Origin of the sequence: Marinomonas sp. S3726 (genome assembly GCF_000967665.1) — a bacterium.
GTDB lineage: Bacteria > Pseudomonadota > Gammaproteobacteria > Pseudomonadales > Marinomonadaceae > Marinomonas.
Map to the genome: position 1 here is coordinate 88,854 of NZ_JXYC01000013.1, position 18,394 is coordinate 107,247.

The window sequence follows — 18,394 nt, forward strand, 5'->3', positions numbered from 1 at the left end:
TCCTATCGATAACTAATTAGAATGAATTGATATTAGGTTTACTTTCTGGAATATCGAATGAATACACTTGCTCTAGCGGCCTTTACCACAGCAGCAGAAGAGAACTCTTTTTCCTTAGCTGCCGAGAAGTTACACCTTACTCAACCCGGCATTAGTAAACGTATTGTCTCTCTCGAAGACCAACTTGGTTGTCGTCTATTTGATCGTATTGGTCGTCGAATTCAGCTCACAGAAGCGGGTAAAACCTTTTTACCCCATGCTTATAAAATGCTACAAGATGCGCAAAGTGGGCTTAACGCCGTGCGTAATTTATCCCATACCATTGACGGCTTTTTATCCATCGCCACCACCCAGCACATAGGCTTGCACCATCTTGCTCAGCCAGTAAAACGTTACATTATTGAATATGAAGAAGTGGCCTTTAACTTGGATTTTTTAACCTCCAAGCAAGCCTATGCAGATGTATTACAGGGCAAGCTAGAACTCGCGGTTATCACAGAGCCAACCCAAATGGATGAGCAATTACGTTTTATTCCTTTATGGACAGAAAAGCTTAAATTTGTCTGTGCTAAAGATCATCACCTAGCAAGCCTTAATAGCATAAGCCTCAAGGACTTAAGCAGTGTCCAGGGCATATTGCCTGATGCATCTAGCTTTACCCGACGTGTTATCGACGATATTTTTGAGCAAGCAAATCTAAGCATTATTCCAAGGGCGGCTTCCAACTATCTTGAAGCGATAAAGATGCTGGTTACCGCAGGCCTTGGCTGGAGTGTGTTACCAGACTCTTTAATCGATGATAACTTGAAAATCTTAGACTTAGACAATAGCCCTTTAAAGCGCCAAATTGGCTGTTTAATCCACCAAGATAGGACAGAATCTAATGCCGCTAGCGCCTTTATCAAGTTATTACAAAGCTATGATTAACATTATGATTAGTGCTATTTAAAGGACTTCACTAACTGACACAAGCGTAATAACTGTTGATAAGCACTGCTTTTATCCTCATCACTGGTGTCAGCATTCAAAATAGGCCAACCGCAATTGATACGAATACAATCACCGTAGGCATCATGAGTGCTAAAACAAGCACCACTTCGAATATCAACACCCTCTTCATTGGCTGCTAATTCCAACGCTTTGGCATCTATGTCTGGCAATTGAAGCCAGAGAACAAGTCCGCCATCAGGCACACTTATCTTAGTATTCAAAGGTAAGTTTTCAATCAAGAAGTTACGATAAGCATAAACCTGCTGGTTTAGCTGTGTACGAATACGATTAACATGGCTGCGATACTCTCCTGAATGAATAAATTCAGCCAAACTGAGTTGCATCAAGCCGTTTATGCCAAAACGAGTTTGAGAATGTTGTTTTATATAAGCATCCAAATAACGTCCAGGTAAGCACCAACCTAACCTAAGCCCAGCGGCTAAGGTTTTAGAGAAAGAACCACACCAGATAACATAACCTTCCTTATCCCAATATTTGGTCGGTAAAGGCGGTTTACCCTGATGGGATAACTCAATATAAACATCATCTTCTATCATGGGGGTTTGATAGTCTTGGGCGAGTTTTGCTAACGCCTGCTTTTGCTCATTCGATAAAGTACGACCGCTTGGGTTTATATGAGAGGTACTAAATAAGCTAGCTTTAATATTGCCTTGTTTTAAACAGGCTTCATAAAAGTCTAAATCCAAACCTTCTTCCGTACAGGGTATCTCAATAATTTTACGAGAAAGCGCAACAAGCAAGTCTAGTAGCCCACTAAAACAAGGTGAGCTAATCGCTAAGGTGTCCCCTTCTTTTGTTAGGGTTTCAATCGCAATACGAACTGAATCTATGCAACCATTGGTGATCACTAAATCTTTAGCTGAAAAGGCAAAATGATCCACTCGAAAATGTTCGCTAAGGGCTTGCCTTAAACCCACTTCACCTTGGGGGTTAGGATAAGAAAATAAGCTTTGCTGGCTGCGTGAGGCCACTCGCTTAATACATCTTTGTAGCGCTTTTGTAGGCTGTAATTCTGGCGCAATCATAGAGGTGCCTAAAGGATTAAAAAACTCAGCGCCAGCGTTATAACCTAAAACAGGTGAGTAGTTCTTAGGATCACGTCCTTGATTTTGAAGCGAGGTTAAACGTGGAAAACTTTCTTCTTCTAGATTATTGGCAACAAAATAACCCGCCTGCGGTCTTGGGTAAATCCAACCATGTTGCTGTAAATACTCATAGGTTTTAGTCGCTGTTGTTAAGCTCACCTTATGCTGCTTGGCCAACACTCTCAAAGCAGGCAGGCGACTACCAAAGGGCAAACGCTGACTCTTGATCGCATCGATATATTCATTTGCCAAGGTTTCATACAAGGTCATACCAGTATCTCCAAACTGCATCACACAAAGTTTTTTAAGCTTTCATACTCAAGCACTCACAAATTGTACTCTATTTTTTATTAAAAATTGAATCTGCACTCTTTTTTACTTTAAGGACATACTTATGCCAATGCTTTCACTATAGGATTAGGAGACAGACCATGAAAAAACTCGACCTTTGTTTACTCACCGCTCTCATGGCACTTTGGGGATTCAACTTCAGTGTGATCAAGCTTGGGGTTAATAATATAGACCCGCTAGTACTCACCGCTATGCGTTTCACTTTTGCGGTTTTTCCACTCATCTTTTTTATCAAGAAGCCCGATGTAAAGTGGCGCTATCTCATCAGCTATGGCTTGACCTTTGGCATAGGTGTTTGGGGGCTAACAACCTTAGCGATTGATGCGGGAACCTCATCAGGCATGGCATCCTTATTATTGGATATGAGTGTTGTTTCAGGCTTACTGATTGGCTACTTTTTCTTAAATGAAAAATTAACCTTTAACAAACTATTTGGCGCAACACTTGCCTTAATTGGCCTCTTTATCATAATGCAAGAACAAGGTGGTAGCGTGACAGTGAAAGGCCTAATACTGGTATTAGCGGCATCCCTATTTTGGAGTATTAATGGCCTAATCGTAAAACGGGCCAATACAAAATCTATCTTTGCTTTTAATATCTGGGCCATGCTTTTTGCCCCCTTACCTTTATTGCTTTTAGCCGTTGTAAGTCACGGACATGAAGTAATTACTAACTTACATTTAGACATCAATAGCTCAGCTATCTTTTCCGCCTTGTTTCAGGCCTACCCAACCACACTACTTGGCTACTGGTTTTGGAATAAAATGATAGTCAAATACGAGCTTTCTAGTGTCGCACCTATGACCTTATTAGTGCCTGTCTTTGCGATTTTAGGCGGTTATTGGTTTTACCAAGAAGCCATAGTTTTATCTCAAATACTGGCTGCTTTTTTCATTTTAATTGGTCTCTTTATCAGCCAATTAGCTGTCAGTTTAAACCCAGCCTTATTCCAAAAAGCAGCAAAGAAAGCGGCTTTAGAAAAGATAGGAAATAAGTAGTTTAGCTTAAAAACTGAGCAGCTCTGCATAAACCAAGACCATCCTAATGCAGAGCGACCTCCATCTAACTGATCACGACATGTACAGCCTCAAGGCGATGACCCTAGATCAAACTAGCACCATACTGATTGCCCGCAGCTAAAATTTGCTGCTGAGTAGCGTCTAATAATAAGGAGAAAGCTATGTCTTTAGCTCATGCAAACAGAGGTGTTGTTTATCAAGGTCCAGGTGTAGTGCAGGTCGACACCATTGACTTTCCAAAACTGGAAATGAACAAACGCCTATGTCAGCACGGTGTCATCCTAAAGGTGGTCACCACGAATATTTGTGGTAGTGACCAACACATGGTTCGAGGTAGAACCACAGCTGAACAAGGTCTAGTACTAGGTCATGAGATCACAGGTGAAATCATCGAGTGTGGTCGTGATGTAGAATTTCTAAATGTCGGAGACCTTGTTTCCGTTCCTTTTAACATTGCTTGTGGTCGTTGCCGCAATTGTAAAGAAGGCCGAACAGGCATCTGTCTAAACGTAAACCCAGCGCGCCCAGGTGCTGCTTATGGTTATGTTGATATGGGTGGCTGGGTTGGCGGTCAAGCTGAGTACGTAATGGTGCCTTATGCTGACTTTAACCTACTTAAATTCCCAGATCGTGATCAAGGCATCGAAAAGATCAAAGATCTCACCCTACTCTCTGACATCCTACCGACAGGTTACCATGGTTGTGTCACCGCAGGTGTAGGCCCAGGCTCTATTGTATATATCGCGGGTGCTGGCCCTGTTGGTCTTGCTGCAGCGGCTTCTGCACAGCTACTAGGTGCTGCTTGTGTCATTGTGGGTGACATGATTCAAGAGCGTCTAGACCAAGCTCGTAGCTTTGGTTGTGAGACAATCGACCTTCGTCAAGAAGGTGAAATGGCTGATAAGATAGAACAAATCACAGGCGAACGTGAAGTAGACGCTTTTGTTGACTGCGTTGGTTTTGAAGCCCACGGCTGTGGTTGTAACCATGGTAAAGAAGCGCCTGCGACTGTGCTTAACTCAGCAATGGAATTAACCCGTGCCGGTGGCCAAATTGGTATCCCAGGTCTTTACGTAACGGATGATCCAGGTGCGGTAGACGAAGCAGCACGTATTGGTGCGCTTTCTATGCGCTTTGGTTTAGGCTGGGCGAAATCTCACTCTTTCCACACAGGCCAGTGCCCAGTAATGAGCTACCACAGACAACTTATGCAAGCTATCTTGTTCGATAAGATTGATATTGCTAAAGCGGTTAACGTACAAATGATAGGTCTAGATGACGCGCCAAAAGGTTATGCAGACTTTGATGGTGGTGCGGCGAAGAAATTCGTTATCGATCCACACAGAATGGTGTCTTAATTCTTTTAGCTAAAGCTATAAGGCGTTAAACGCACACAAAAAAGCCCAATGCTTCCTACCAGCATTGGGCTTTTTTACTTTTAGCTGAAGATTTCATCTATCTAATAACTAACTCTTTAGCTACAAGGTAAAAGCTCTTTATACCGAAAAAACGATTTTGTTTTTGTCTAAATCTCTCACATAAGCTGAAAACCTTGGCCCACGATCACCCGGCTCACCTTCGCTGGTACCACCAAGTTCAAGCGCTTTTTCATAAAGCCTAATCACCTCCTCAGTCGAGCCTACATTTAAACCTATCATGGTGCCATTACCATTGGTTGCGGGTTCTTCATTAAAAGGAATAGCTATGGCAAAAGCAAAGTCCGCACCTTGCCAGAAAGTCATTCTATCGGTTGCTAACACCTGATTAAGCGCTGTTTGCTCAAACAGTGAATCGTAGAAGTTGATTGCCGCTGCCATATTGTTGGTTCCAAGAACGCAATAGTCCATTTTCATTATTGAATGCCTTAACGAGTTAGTGAATTAATCTTGATTTACAAAGTATGAAAGTCAGTATATCCACCCCCTGCTGACACCTCATGTCAGCAGTCATTCAATCTAACTTTTCCAATAATCTCTCTCTTTTCGTTCACCCGTATCTGGCAACCACTTATCCATCACACAACAAGCGGTTAGGTCGCCCGTCACATTTAAAGTGGTCCGACACATATCCAATATCCTATCTACGCCGAGTATCAAACCAATACCTGCAGCGGGCACACCAACACTTGATAGCAGTGTCGCTAGGATAACGATACCAACACCCGGAGTACTGGGTGCACCAATGGACGCACCTATCGTGGTTAACATGAGCAATAAGAGCTCGCTGGTTGTGATCTCTACGCCAAAAGCCTGAACTAAAAAGATTGCGGCTATGGTTTGGTACAAGGCAGTACCATCCATATTGATTGTCGCCCCTAAAGGAATCACAAACTGCCCTACTGAAGGCTTTACACCTAGAGTTTGCTCTGAGGTTTGAAGGGATAAAGGCATAACAGCGGCGGAGCTTGATGTAGAAAAAGCCAATAGTTGTACCGAACGAACGCCCTTTGAAAAGCCCCAAACTGACCTTGAAGCCACCAGCCTTATAATGATGAGGTAAAACACCCACAAAACTACCAGTCCAAAAATCACGGTCAGTACATAGATAGACATACCTAATAACGCATCTACACCTATGCGTATGGTAATTTCACATAAAAGTCCAAATACCGCCAAAGGTGCCAGTAACATGGCCCAACTCACTACTTGCATAGCAATGGCTTGCACACTGTCTAAAGCTTGTAGCAGTACTTTGGATTTTTTCGGTGGCAAGGCTACCAGCGCAACGCCCATTATCATGGCGTACACCACAAGTTGAAGCATACTTTTATCTAAAGTCGCTTTTGTCATATTCGTGGGGATGAGAGCGCTAATTTTATCAGGCACTGAGGAACTCTCTAATCTAGCAATGGGCTCTACTGCATCTTTATCAGCAAGTATGTCACTACTTATTTTCTGATTCTGCATTTGACTCTGCATGTATTGCCCAGGCTCAATCCATAATACTAAGCTCGCGCCAATTATGACGGCAACAGTAGTTGTGGTCACAAAATAGGGGAAAATTCTTAAACCAATTTTTTTAAGATATTCAGGGTCACCCGCTGTGGCTATGCCTAACATGATTGAGCTCAGAACAAGTGGTACTACCACCATTTGAATCAAAGCGAGAAAAACAGTACCCGGCAATTTTACCCACTGAGCAATGACAGCCGCTGTGTCTGCTTCTACCAAGCCACCGCCTGTTGGCGATAACATTAAACCTAAAGTCACACCTAAAATAAGTGCCACAATAATTTGCATCCATAACTGACTTTTAAGCAACATCGAAATTTGCTTAAGCTGATTATCAAAAGGTTGGTACCAAGGGGCTAAAGAAGTCATATTCGTAAAAACTCATCCATAATTAATCTGGCTTATTCTGAGTTTTTAGCGAGTATGTTCAAGCAATTAAAGGGCAGAACAAGGCACAGATCAACCTTGGAGAGCTAAGTTTACATATCTCCCATATCGGAGCAAAAAACTAAGCTTGGTTCACTCTAAATAAAAGAAAACAATGTGAATAAAAGAAACTAAAAGTAGAGATACAGGCTCTATCTCTACTTCAGAAATTAAAAATGAAGGATGAATAATTAGAAAAAAATAAAGCGTTTTTTAGGCTGAATATAAGCAGAAATATCAATATTGCCGTAGGAAAAAATAGGCTCAATAATTCGAATATCTTTCTTAGAAAGAGAGCCTCGACGTATTTTATCTAACATTGCCATACGCTCTTTGGTTGCTTGTGCGAATCCACATTCAACAGCAAATTCTTCTTCATACTTCATCGCGAGTGTTTCGTATAATTTAGCCAGCTCATCATTACTCATTCATAATATCCCTTTGTCGTTTTAGCCACTTCTTAGCTGTAATCAAATTAAAGATTTACCAGATTATAAGTTAGCGAGTGATTTAAGCTATGGAGGGAAAACTTACTCTGATTGAAGGTGGTCTAAGTTGATGTAAATCTATCAATTAGCAGTTTATATAATCACTACACATTATATAAAACACATTTCAAACACTGTTCTAGGTGTTTTCATACTGATTTAGCTACCAGCCAGCGCCATTAACCAGACACTCCAACTAAGTGCATGGATACCACCAGCCAAACTTGACCACCCCCATAGAGCAACCGAGCGATCTGATGTCTTTATTAAACTTAGAAAGAGAAAAACAAGAGGAAGAATAAGGTTGCTCAATAAGAGTAAAGGAGGAATCACCAAGCCAATTTGTGGCCCTAGACTTTTTAACATCACAGTACTGGCAATTAGACTAAGCAATAGAAAAGTATAAAAAGGGAGAGATTCTTTTTTTCGAGCATTTTCATGCTTTTTGTTAAGACGAAAATAAATAACTAAACAAGTCAGGTAACAAGGCAAAATCAGTAGCGGCAGATATAGCACAACACTAGAAAACAATAGGAAGTCTGGTAATAAATTCCATAGATTCATAAGCTTAACACCAGCGCCTAACTTGAGTTCGATACTCTAACACCTGATCACCAAACAAGGTTTCAAGCGCTCGTTCTTCTGGCTCAATTTGAAAACGTGACATATATAAAACAAAAAATGGCGTAAGCGCCAAAGCACCAAAATGGGCTAAAAAACCACTCCATGCAATCACACAAAGCAGCATACCTAAATACATAGGGTTACGGGTATATTGATAGATACCAGAAGTCACTAATGAAGAGGCTGATTCAGGCTTAATTGGATTAACCGTGGTACTAGCTTCTTTGAAAGCTTTCACTCCCAGAAGAGCAATCAGGCTCCCAGCAATAATGCCAAACAACAGAATAGAAAGTCGCACGATAAAAACCAAATCCAGCTGTAAGAAAGACAAAACACCTAATTGGCTAACGCCCCACATAAGCAAAGCAAAAGCCAAGACAAGCAAAACAGGCGGTAGCTTTAACTCAAGAAATGACATGAAATCTCCTTTTCATAAATTTGAAATACTAAGATGACTGAAATCCAGCTAATTTAAAAGAGCCAAGATTATGAATTGTTTTCAGACTGCGCCGTTTGTTAGCACTCTAGTTACTAGCTTCGTAATGTTTTTTCACCAACTTAGCAAGAGTGCTTGTGGCCTGTAGCTTTTCAACGGCAGCTTTGAGTTTAGGAATCTCAGGTTTGAATTCGGATTGCTTAGACATATGCAACCACTGCTGCCTTACACCCAGTACATGGAAGCCATTGCGATCTAAATAGTTAGACTGGTTACTTTGCTCTAACTGATATTTAATCGCTTTATAACTACCAGCTAAGGCATCTATTCTACCTGCTAGTAACATGGTTACCGCTTGCTCATAATCATTCAGTTCGTTGATGTTGAGTTGGGCATCTTTATCAAAACGATTATCTAATTTAGTCGAACGTGTTTTACCTATTTCAAGGCCGACAAGGTCTTCATAATATCGAACATTAATGCCCTTAGCGCCAACCACTATGGTTTTAAGTTCTCTTATTAGGCCAACTTTGATTACCTTTTCATCTCGGCTAGGTGATGCGAAACCCACAACAAGATCATGTCGTCCGACTTCTAAACCTAACCAGACTCTGGCAAAAGGCATAAGTTCTTTTTCTATGCAAAGGCCGGACTCTCGGCTAATTTCTTCAAGAAAATCCCAATGGACACCAGTAGCATTACCTTGGGAGTCCAGATAACCAATTGGTTTATTCTCTATTACACCTGCACTTAGACAATTGGCTTGCGCCATAGAAGGAAGAGATAAGAAAGCGGTGAAAAGCAATAAAGAAGAGAGTTTCACTAAAAGGCCTCAAGAATAAACAAATCTAATTACTTAAACCAACCAATATTCGGCAGGCTTTTAATAATGGCCTTTCCTTAGCGCAATCGGCTAAATGTGTTTGCACGAATTATCGCGAAACATTTTAACACCTAATCTCTTTAAGATATCAAAATCGTACTAGTTTTCCTCCTTTTTGTATTAGATCTTTAAGATTACAGTCTGCTCCAGCATGATGAAGCTGAGCTAAAAGGAGTTCGGCTGTCGCTTGGGCATCCCCAAGGGCATCATGACCTTGATAATCAGGTAGTCCATATCGCTTACGACACTCCCCTAAACGAAAAGCATCATTAGAAAGCATAGCTTGTTTTCGCTCTTGCACTTCTCTTTCCATTGCCAATGTATCTAACATAACTAAGGTAAGAGGTTTGAGCTTATGGGCTCGCCAAAGGGTATCAAGAAACGCTTTTTCTATAGGAGCATGATGTACGACCAAGACCTTATCTAATAACAACTGCCTTAGATAGCGCATAGCAACGCTGGGATTACGGCCGAGCTCGGCAATATCCTGATCGGTAATCATATGTATGGCGATTGTTTTCTCATCAATTGGGCCATTATCAAGCAAAATATGGCGGGCACTCGCGAGCTTTATTGCCCCATTTTTAATCAACACCCAACCTAGGCTGATGGCTCTATCTTGATCCCCATCTAGCCCAGTAGTTTCCATATCCAATACTAGATACTCATGCTCTATCCAAGGTTTTTTATAGGCTTTATTTGGTCTTAGGCTTTGCTCAAACCTAAGCTTCCATTCTTCCTTGGTTTGGCGTAAATGCTTTAACAGGCTCGCCATTAGCCTAGCCCTTTAGCAAACTTATTTTGCGCCACGTCCTGTGCCTGCAAAATAGTTTTAAAAGTGAGTTTTAAATGTTTTCTTTCTAATGGACTTAAAGATGATGGATCTAAAAATGCACTGGCACTTCCGGTTTTTTGCCAGCTTACTTGCTGAGCTTCTAGCCTTAAACCAGACAGATACTCCCAAGCATCTTGTAAGTTGCTCACATAGTCTTGGCTCAATAAACCTTCTTTGGCGATCCAATCTAAGCGCTTAAGCGTTGAGACCTGATATTTACTCGTGGCAAAGCTATATAAACGAGCAAGGTCATTAATTAGAGCTAGCCCTTGGTGCTTAAGGTCTAGCTTGTTTTTATGCTCACCGGAATGCTCCAATACAAAGTCACGAAAGAAGCCTAAAGGCGGACGAGAGGAAATCGCATTTTTGGTTAATGTCGCCATAAAGATGCTGTTCTTCACAGCCTTCTCTTGCAACAAATCTGTCAGTTCTTGCAGTGATTCTTCGGGCCCATAGATACTACGCATATCAAAAAAGATGCTGGCATTTAACAGCGCTTGAGGAGAATTACTTTGTACCCAATAAGCAATTTTTTTCAACCATTGAGACTTGGTCAAACGACAATCAGGATTGCTCGACATGATGTTACCAGGACACAGTGGAATGCCACATTCATTTAGCCCCTGACAGACAAATTCAGACAGGTCTTTAAAGTATTCCATCTCTCTGTCATCACCTTCTCGTTCTAGCATAATGCCATTATCTTGATCACTACCAAGAGATTGCTCTTTACGCGCCTGAGAACCAAAGACTAAGAAATTAAACTGCATGGGAGGCACACCTAATTCAGACACAGCAAGTTCGATCAAGCGTCTCGTCAGGTTATCCGTAATGCTAGCTAGAACTTCACCCATGTCCGCAGGGTTAATGTCTCCTGCCACTAGGTTGATAATAAGACGAGGAAGGCGCTGACAAACCTCTGCTAATGCCGCCACACTCTTTTGGCGATTTATCTCAGAAACCATTAATAGAGGGCTAGTTTGCTGGTTTTTTAGAACATCCGTCGCTGTGAGTATGCCAACAGGCTTTAGAGCATCATCAACAATGGGAAGATGATGAATATTGCGTTCACTCATAATAAGTTGAGCGTGAATACAAAGACTAGACTCATCAAGATAGGTGGGTTTTCGAGTCATAATACTTGAAACAGGTAAATCGGTAGATACGCCTTTAGCTAGCACTCTAGAACGTAAATCCCTATCGGTAATAATACCAATGAGAGTTTCTCCTTCAACAATTAACAAGGAGCTAACCCTAGCGCCAGTCATCTGTAAGGCAGCCATTCTGATACTGGTATCGGCCTCGGCTTTCACTAGCTGTCTAGACATTATCTTATGTACTGGCAAAGAAAGTTGCATAGCAGGATCCGCCCTATTTTGAGCTTGCCTGTCGTCCTCTTTATTACCCGCTAATTCACTCTGAACAAACTCAGTAAGACCAGAAGTTTGGTGACTCTCAAGCTGATGCTGGCTCGATTCTATTGATGCTTGATTCCCATTATCTTGCTGTAAACTTTTTGACAATAAGCTAAGGCGCTTGACTCTGGTATTGGCAAAAAATAACGCAAAGTCAGTATTCGCTTTGGTAAGCGCTAAAAAACTCTCCTTATCAAGTCGAAAGACGAGGCTATCTTCAAGGGCAACAACATATAGGCCTTCTGGGTTATTATCCAAAACACTAGAGACACCAAAACATTCACCGTCGGCAAGCTTATCGACCAAGCCCCCTTTTTTACATTGGATCTCAAAGGCTCCTCGTCGAATAATATGCAAATCGTTAAGAGGTAAGACATTAGGTGCCTGAGAGCCTAATGACATGCTTTGTTTTTGCCTTATGTAAATTACTTCTAGAGCTTCTACTAAGCGCCTTAAATCAGGCTCGGCTAAAGAGTCAAATGGCACAGTTCCTTGTAAAAACTTCACAACTTCTTGAACGTCTATGGCAGACATGAGTACATCCTTTATCAAAGCTTAGATAAAGCATGTGCCCAAGGTTTTTAAACATCAATAGTTTAAGACTAAAGTCTAAGCTCAGAAGGATTAAGATTAAAATAATTTATCTTTATTTTTCATAAAGTTAAATCTCATAAAAAGCTATTTTCAAAGAAGATTATTGGCATCACCTATCCTATATAAAACACTCAATCATCCAACAAATAAGGTTTTCTTTAAGACACGCTTGTTTTGCCAAAGATGAGCTGATAAAAACTTTATAACTCACTTCTTTACAAGGAAGCCTAATGTCAAAACCTCATCTATTTATCACAGGGGCTAATCGCGGTATTGGTCTAGAAATGGTTAAACAATTTGCACAATCCAATTGGAAAGTCAGTGCTTGTTGCCGTAACCCAGCAACGGCGACTGAACTATTTGCTTTGGCTCAAGAGAACACTGACATAAAACTTTATGCATTAGATGTAACTGACTATCAAGCCGTTACCAATTTAGCGGACGAACTTAAAGACGTTAGCTTTGACCTTCTCATTAATAACGCAGGCATTTATGGACCAAAAGGTTCAAGCTTAGATAACCTAGATATAGAGGCTTGGCGTCAGGTTTTCGAAACCAACACCATAGCACCATTAAAATTGATACAGGCTTTTACTCCTCATGTTGCCGCAAGTGAGGGCAAAAGAATTGCTGTACTAAGCAGTAAGATGGGTAGTATCAGTGATAACCAAAGTGGTTCGGCTTATATTTATCGCAGTTCAAAAACAGCGCTTAACCAAGTCATTAAAAGCTTATCTATCGACCTTTCACCTCAAAGAATTCAAGTCATTGCTCTACATCCAGGCTGGGTGAGAACTGAAATGGGCGGCCCTAATGGCTTAATCGATACCACTGAGAGCGTGACAGGCTTAAAAAGTGTGATGACATCAGAAATAAAAACAGGCCACTTCTATAACTATGACGGTTCTGAAATAGCTTGGTAAGCTTCTAAGTTGCCCCTCTAAGCTGCCCATCCAAACTAACCCTAGATAAACCGAGCTAAGGTAATACAGAGATGATTACCTTAGCACCTTCTTGTCACAATACGTCTTTAAAAAATGGATTTTATACTTAAGCTAACCTTCTTGCTGGTGAAACCTCAAAAACCTGCTAGCTTTTGATTGGCTTAAGCTAAGGAAAGCGTATAAGTCATATCACTCAGATTCAGCCTCCTAGCTTTCGCCACAAAATAATAAAAAACACCCAAATCAATAAATTCATTTTTTTGATACATAAGGACTTTGTTATGGGAAATTTCGCTTCGACTGAAAACCTTCATCATGGTTATCCAACCCCTGGCCCACAATCACCAACAGGCCAAAATGTCATGGACCATGTTTTCTTTCTTACAGAGGGACAGTGGAAAAATGCCAGAGAAAATGGCCAATATGATTTAGTTATTATAGGTACTGGCTTTTGCGCCTATGCAACAGCAGAACGTGCTTTAGAAAATGACCCTCACTGTCGCATTCTCATGATAGAAAGAGGCCCTTTCTTTTTACCTGAGCACTTTCAAAACCTTCCCCTTCCCTTTGTGAATACTTTAGGTGGATTATCAGAAACTTTCCCTTGGACCTTGTCTCAAGAAACCGCAACAGGTCGTGGTGGCCCAGTACGCTGGCAACACGGCATGGTGCCCTTTGTTGGCGGTCGCTCAACACTATGGAGTGCATGGTGTCCAAGACCAAACACAGACGAAATGAAGGGTTGGCCGAAGAAAACCATTGCCACAGCAAAAGAATACTTTGCCAGTGCAGAGAAGCTATTAAGAGTGCAAAATGCTGATCAAATCGACGCAAACCGTGACCCCATCTTAACGCGGTTAATCGGGCAGCAACGCCCTGTTTATGGTGAACTACAGCACAAGGTACAAACACTCCTCAACAATGCCAATGAAACAGGCAGTATCCCTGGGGTATATCGTACACAAGCCGCACCGCTTGCCTGCGACGGCAAAGAAGTCGATGACATCGATTTTCAAAAATACTCCACCCCAGGGCCTTTATTAGAACTTGTCAGCCAACAACAAACTCTCGCGAAAGAAGGCAAAGGTAGTACCTTAGACATTGTCACTCAATGTGTGGTCGAAAGAATTTATAACCAAGATGGCACAGCCTCAGCGCTACAAACATCCCGTGGTGTGATGCCGATAAATGGCGCTAAACTCATCTTAGCGATGGGCACCTTACCGCCAACAACCCTAGTACAAAACTCCTTCCCCGAACTTAACCATATTGGTGAGCGTTTTTCGGCGCATTTTATCAGTGCAATTACAGCCAGAGTCCCTAAAGCAGATCTTGGCTTATGCTCAGATAATCCACTGGAAATGGGAGCCTGTTATGTAGCGGGTATTGGCAACAATTACGATCAGCAGTTTCATATCCAGTTAACCTCTATCAGCAACCAAGACCCTGTTAAGAACGCTGGCACAGCACTGCGTTATATGCCAGATGTTGTGTCGACCGCTTCTATGGCTCAGCTTGAAAGTTCTGAAGATTATGTTGTCTTTGTTTGTGCGGTTTTAGGTGAACTTGATTATGACAACAAAGAGAACTGGTTTAAGCATTATCAACAAGATAAAAACATTACCACTAACTCGCTTTTACAAGTTGTGGAAAATCAGAGTGATTATGAAACTTGGAATGCTATGGACAAAGCAACTTTTAGTGTTCTCGAAGATGTCCTTTCACCACAAGGTAAAGACAAAGTCGAATACTGGCATGGTGACCCAGATTCTGGTGAATGGGCGAGCACTCAACCAAGCACTGAAGAACGTCGTGTAGATGCCTTAGTACATGAATCTTCCACTCTCTTTCTTGGTGAAACCCAAGATGCACCTGTCGATACGGACTACAAATTAAGAGGCACAAATAATGTCTATATCACAGGGGGTTGCTTATGGCCTCAAGGGGGCTCTTGGAACCCAACTATGACAATGGTAGCGCTGGCTCAAAACCTTGCGGATAACCTTGTAAGAAAGTAACTATTTAGTCCAACAAAGCCAGCGTTTTTTATACCAAAAGCGTTGGCTTTTTTATTACTCATATTACTCATTTTTTGGCTCAAGGAGTTTGCCATGAAATTTATCTACTTAACCTTTGCAATGGTAGCCGTCTGTTTCAGCCAGTTAGTTAGTGCTGAATCTAGCCATGGTGCCATTGCTTCGTTTAATGACTTGATTAAATTAAGTAAAGAGATAGATAAGCCCTACAACACGCTATTAGTAATGGATGATGACGATACGATTAGTATGATGCCATGCCCAGATAACACAGACCCTGCACACTGTCAGTACCTTGGCGGCCCAGCTTGGTTTAGCTGGCAGCAAGATCAAATCAAAAAGAACCTATACCCAAGAGTGGCTGATAAGTTTGAAGACTTGCTGGTGACTGCAACCTTATTATTTAACTTAAATACTATGGTTTATAGTCAGCAAGAAGTTCCTAAGGTACTCAAAAAATTGACTAAGTCTGGCGTCAGGCTATTAGTCGAAACAGCCAGAGGTAATACTGATATTTCTGCCACGGAACAGCAGTTTTCCAGACTTCAAATAAGCAAAAATAGAACCTTCGCGACCCATCTCAGCCAGAACTCATTACTGTTTGATAATAAGAGCAGTAAGGCGAGCCCTTACATTCCCTGCGATATCAGCACCATGAATACAATTAGCTATAGAAATGGGGCTATGTATCTATCAGGGCAAGATAAAGGCATCAACTTAAAGTGTCTGTTAGATGAGTTTAATCAGCAACAGAGTGCCACTAAGCTCACTCAAATTATCTTTATTGATGACACCCTAGCCAATGTCATCAGCGTTCATAAAGCCTTTAAAAACAGCCCTAATTACCAAGTGAAGGCTTTGCATTTTACGGCCTTAGAAAAGCACAAAGCGGCACTTAGAAATGGTAAGTATGCTAACCAGCATCAGCAGAATGCGACTGACAAATGGAACATCATTAAAGATGTTTTACAGTCAGAATTGGAAAAGCCAATTCTGTGATTTAAAAGCCCTTAGCTTAAAAAGAGCCTTCAACTAACGAGAGCCCTCAGCTAACGAGAGCCCTCAGCGAAAAAGAGCCTTCAACGGACCGAAGGCTCTGCTGATGGTTAAGAAGACTGCTGCTCCGCTTCCTGCTTTTTTGCCAATTTATGACCTTCATCACTCACCCCCATTTTCCAATAACTACTAATGTAGATCTGGCTTTTAGGTACTGACTTCTCTTTTAGGAAATAATCTCTTAATGGACGCATTGAATTCATTTCACAAGCACTCCAAACAAAACCTTTACCTTCAAGCCATGGCAAACTAAGCACCTTGTCGACTAATAAGGTATTAATATTTTCCTGATCAGGGTTAACCACACAAACAAGCTCTACCCCTGCTGGCAAATCCAAATTAGGTTTATCTTCTATAGATAAAAGCTCAACAACTAAATAACCCTTAGCATCTTTAGGCAAACGCTCAGCAATGACACTAAGAGCGGGTAAGGCTGTCATATCCCCAACTAAGAAAAACCAATCTGAATCCATGTCTGGCAATTTCACCAAACCTGGACCAAGCAAAGAAATTAGATCTCCAAGTGAGCAAGATGATGCCCATGCAGAAGCAGGTCCATTGTCACCGTGGGCGACAAAGTCTAGGTCTAAGGTTAAGGCTTTTTCATCAAAATAACGCACAGTGTATGAACGCATTCTCGGCTTATTATCACTTTCAACACCCGTTTCCATTGGCTGTGGAAATAGCAACTTTACATAGCCGCCTTCAGCGCCCATAGGAAAATCACTAAGGGCTTCACCTTGTAGCTGAATTCGAATCATATTAGGGCTAAGTTGCGTTTTTGCATTTACGGTCAAAAGACGAGTTGTTCGCGTAGACATAAAATCTCCTAAGTAAAAATGCTTAAAAATCAGTAAAGAAGACAAAAGGCTATCGCTTTATCTCTCTAGGGAACCTGCCATCATTGGCAACTAAAATAACACAACATAAGAAATAACTGTGTCTTCCGATTACAACTAGTATACACACTTCGCTAAATGAGAATAAGAATCAAATAAGAAAAGCTTAATCTCAATTTTTCTTTAAAATTCCCAACTAACAGATATCTCTTATACATGATGTTGAACATAGAAAAACATGACTTATTACTTCATGGTTATTTTATTAAGATAAAAATAGCTGTTCTTTACTACAAAACTTCATGCTTTTGTTATCTTAAAATTCTTTACTTTATTTAGGGAACCTGCGAATAAGTCCCCCCGCCTCAGCGTGTGGATAAAAGTGCCTAGGTTAATGGCGAGGGGCGTAACTTAATAGTTATTCTATTGATAAGGCCCTCAACTTAAAGATAGGGCTTTTAGACCACGCCCTTCGGGTCTTTCAGAAAAAGACTGAGAAGGGGTGATTTAATCGTAGGTTCCTTAGCTCCGAAATAAGTTAAAGCAAATTCAGTGAAAGCAAATTCAGTGAAAGCATCAAAGACACTAAAAGGGAAACTTATGTCAGATCGTATAACAATAGAAATTACTAGCCATATCGCTCAAGTTAGATTAAACCGAGCTGATAAGCTTAATGCTGTCGATATGAATATGATTTATGGATTAATCGAAGCAGCAGCAAAAATTAAACAGCAAAAAAATATCAGAGCGGTTGTGATAGCAGGTAATGGCCCCTCTTTTTGCTCTGGGTTAGATATTCCTAGCATTATGGCGCAACCTGATAATATCCCTAAATTGCTGACAACAGAAGAAGGTTATGACGCAAACTTGGCCCAACGTTGTGCCCTTGATTGGCATGACTTAAACATCCCGGTTATCGCAGCATTACAGGGACATGTTTACGGTGCAGGACTACAAATCGCCATGGCAGCAGATATACGTATCGCGCAAAAAGACACCTTGATGTCCATCATGGAAATTAAATGGGGGCTGATTCCTGATATGTCTCTTACAGCTACTGTCCCTCATTTTGCGCGCCAAGATGTGATTAAAGAACTGACCTTTACAGGTAAAAAGTTTAACGCTGAAGAGGGTCTAGCTTATGGTTTAGTGACTCGTTTAGATGAAGATCCGATTACAGCTGCAACTGAACTTGCCCAGCAAATCGTGAATAAAAACCCAGATGCAGTGCAAGGCGCTAAAACCTTACTCAATCAAGCATGGCAGCAGGAAAGACAAGCCACGCTTGCCCTAGAAGAAAAGATACAAAGGACGATTATTGGCAGTAAAAACCAAATGGAAGCGGTTCAAGCTAACTTTGCTAAACGCCAAGCTAACTTTGAAGACAATAAATAACCCTTA

Annotated in this window: 17 protein-coding genes; 7 read left to right on the top strand and 10 right to left on the bottom strand. The window is 41.3% G+C overall.

Annotation, left to right across the window (positions count from 1 at the left end; genetic code table 11):
- Window positions 1–57: 57 nt before the first annotated feature.
- On the top strand, window positions 58–927 hold the full coding sequence (locus tag TW85_RS12845; protein ID WP_046017528.1) for a LysR family transcriptional regulator: 870 nt from the start codon (window positions 58–60) through the stop codon (window positions 925–927).
- A 14-nt stretch (window positions 928–941) separates the two neighbouring features.
- Here the strand turns inward: TW85_RS12845 and TW85_RS12850 are convergent, their stop codons facing one another.
- Window positions 942–2,366, bottom strand: coding sequence for a PLP-dependent aminotransferase family protein (locus TW85_RS12850; protein ID WP_046017529.1), 1,425 nt, complete (start codon window positions 2,364–2,366; stop codon window positions 942–944).
- Window positions 2,367–2,527: 161 nt separating this feature from the next.
- Between TW85_RS12850 and TW85_RS12855 the strand changes: the two genes are divergently transcribed.
- The gene (locus tag TW85_RS12855; protein WP_046017530.1) at window positions 2,528–3,445 is read left to right on the top strand and encodes an EamA family transporter; all 918 of its coding nucleotides are present in this window, start codon (window positions 2,528–2,530) and stop codon (window positions 3,443–3,445) included.
- A gap of 182 nt (window positions 3,446–3,627) precedes the next feature.
- Window positions 3,628–4,824, top strand: a complete 1,197-nt coding sequence (gene fdhA / locus TW85_RS12860) for a formaldehyde dehydrogenase, glutathione-independent (protein WP_046017531.1) — start codon at window positions 3,628–3,630, stop codon at window positions 4,822–4,824.
- 138 nt (window positions 4,825–4,962) lie between these two features.
- Here the strand turns inward: fdhA and TW85_RS12865 are convergent, their stop codons facing one another.
- From TW85_RS12865 to TW85_RS12900, 8 genes are all read right to left on the bottom strand, one after another.
- Window positions 4,963–5,319: a VOC family protein gene (locus TW85_RS12865; RefSeq protein ID WP_046017532.1), complete on the bottom strand. Its 357-nt coding sequence runs from the start codon at window positions 5,317–5,319 to the stop codon at window positions 4,963–4,965.
- Window positions 5,320–5,421: 102 nt separating this feature from the next.
- A complete protein-coding gene (locus tag TW85_RS12870) occupies window positions 5,422–6,786 on the bottom strand; it encodes a dicarboxylate/amino acid:cation symporter (RefSeq protein WP_046017533.1) in 1,365 nt (454 codons plus the stop codon).
- A gap of 248 nt (window positions 6,787–7,034) precedes the next feature.
- Complete coding sequence (locus TW85_RS12875) at window positions 7,035–7,271, bottom strand: hypothetical protein (RefSeq protein ID WP_046017534.1); 237 nt, start codon at window positions 7,269–7,271, stop codon at window positions 7,035–7,037.
- 219 nt (window positions 7,272–7,490) lie between these two features.
- Entirely contained in the window at window positions 7,491–7,895 is a 405-nt protein-coding gene (locus tag TW85_RS12880; RefSeq protein ID WP_046017535.1) for a hypothetical protein, read from the bottom strand.
- A 4-nt stretch (window positions 7,896–7,899) separates the two neighbouring features.
- Window positions 7,900–8,373 carry an isoprenylcysteine carboxylmethyltransferase family protein gene (locus tag TW85_RS12885; RefSeq protein ID WP_046017536.1) on the bottom strand — a complete coding sequence of 158 codons (474 nt, stop codon included), beginning with the start codon at window positions 8,371–8,373 and terminating at the stop codon, window positions 7,900–7,902.
- Window positions 8,374–8,479: 106 nt separating this feature from the next.
- On the bottom strand, window positions 8,480–9,214 hold the full coding sequence (locus TW85_RS12890; protein ID WP_046017537.1) for a transporter substrate-binding domain-containing protein: 735 nt from the start codon (window positions 9,212–9,214) through the stop codon (window positions 8,480–8,482).
- A gap of 148 nt (window positions 9,215–9,362) precedes the next feature.
- Entirely contained in the window at window positions 9,363–10,049 is a 687-nt protein-coding gene (locus TW85_RS12895; RefSeq protein ID WP_046017538.1) for a 3'-5' exonuclease, read from the bottom strand.
- Window positions 10,049–12,058, bottom strand: a complete 2,010-nt coding sequence (locus tag TW85_RS12900; RefSeq protein ID WP_046017539.1) for a DUF294 nucleotidyltransferase-like domain-containing protein — start codon at window positions 12,056–12,058, stop codon at window positions 10,049–10,051. The genes TW85_RS12895 and TW85_RS12900 overlap by 1 nt, the downstream gene beginning before the upstream one ends.
- A 290-nt stretch (window positions 12,059–12,348) precedes the next feature.
- On the opposite strand from TW85_RS12900, the gene TW85_RS12905 reads away from it, so the two are divergent.
- The 3 genes from TW85_RS12905 to TW85_RS12915 all read left to right on the top strand — a co-directional run bounded on the left by TW85_RS12905 (window position 12,349) and on the right by TW85_RS12915 (window position 16,097).
- Complete coding sequence (locus tag TW85_RS12905) at window positions 12,349–13,041, top strand: SDR family oxidoreductase (RefSeq protein ID WP_046017540.1); 693 nt, start codon at window positions 12,349–12,351, stop codon at window positions 13,039–13,041.
- Between the two features lie 302 nt (window positions 13,042–13,343).
- Window positions 13,344–15,080, top strand: a complete 1,737-nt coding sequence (locus TW85_RS12910) for a GMC oxidoreductase (protein ID WP_046017541.1) — start codon at window positions 13,344–13,346, stop codon at window positions 15,078–15,080.
- A 93-nt stretch (window positions 15,081–15,173) separates the two neighbouring features.
- Window positions 15,174–16,097, top strand: a complete 924-nt coding sequence (locus TW85_RS12915) for a DUF2608 domain-containing protein (protein WP_046017542.1) — start codon at window positions 15,174–15,176, stop codon at window positions 16,095–16,097.
- Between the two features lie 107 nt (window positions 16,098–16,204).
- Here TW85_RS12915 and TW85_RS12920 read toward each other — a convergent pair whose 3' ends face one another.
- Entirely contained in the window at window positions 16,205–16,975 is a 771-nt protein-coding gene (locus TW85_RS12920) for a siderophore-interacting protein (RefSeq protein ID WP_046017543.1), read from the bottom strand.
- Between the two features lie 618 nt (window positions 16,976–17,593).
- Between TW85_RS12920 and TW85_RS12925 the strand changes: the two genes are divergently transcribed.
- Window positions 17,594–18,388 carry a crotonase/enoyl-CoA hydratase family protein gene (locus tag TW85_RS12925; protein WP_046017544.1) on the top strand — a complete coding sequence of 265 codons (795 nt, stop codon included), beginning with the start codon at window positions 17,594–17,596 and terminating at the stop codon, window positions 18,386–18,388.
- Window positions 18,389–18,394 lie beyond the last annotated feature (6 nt).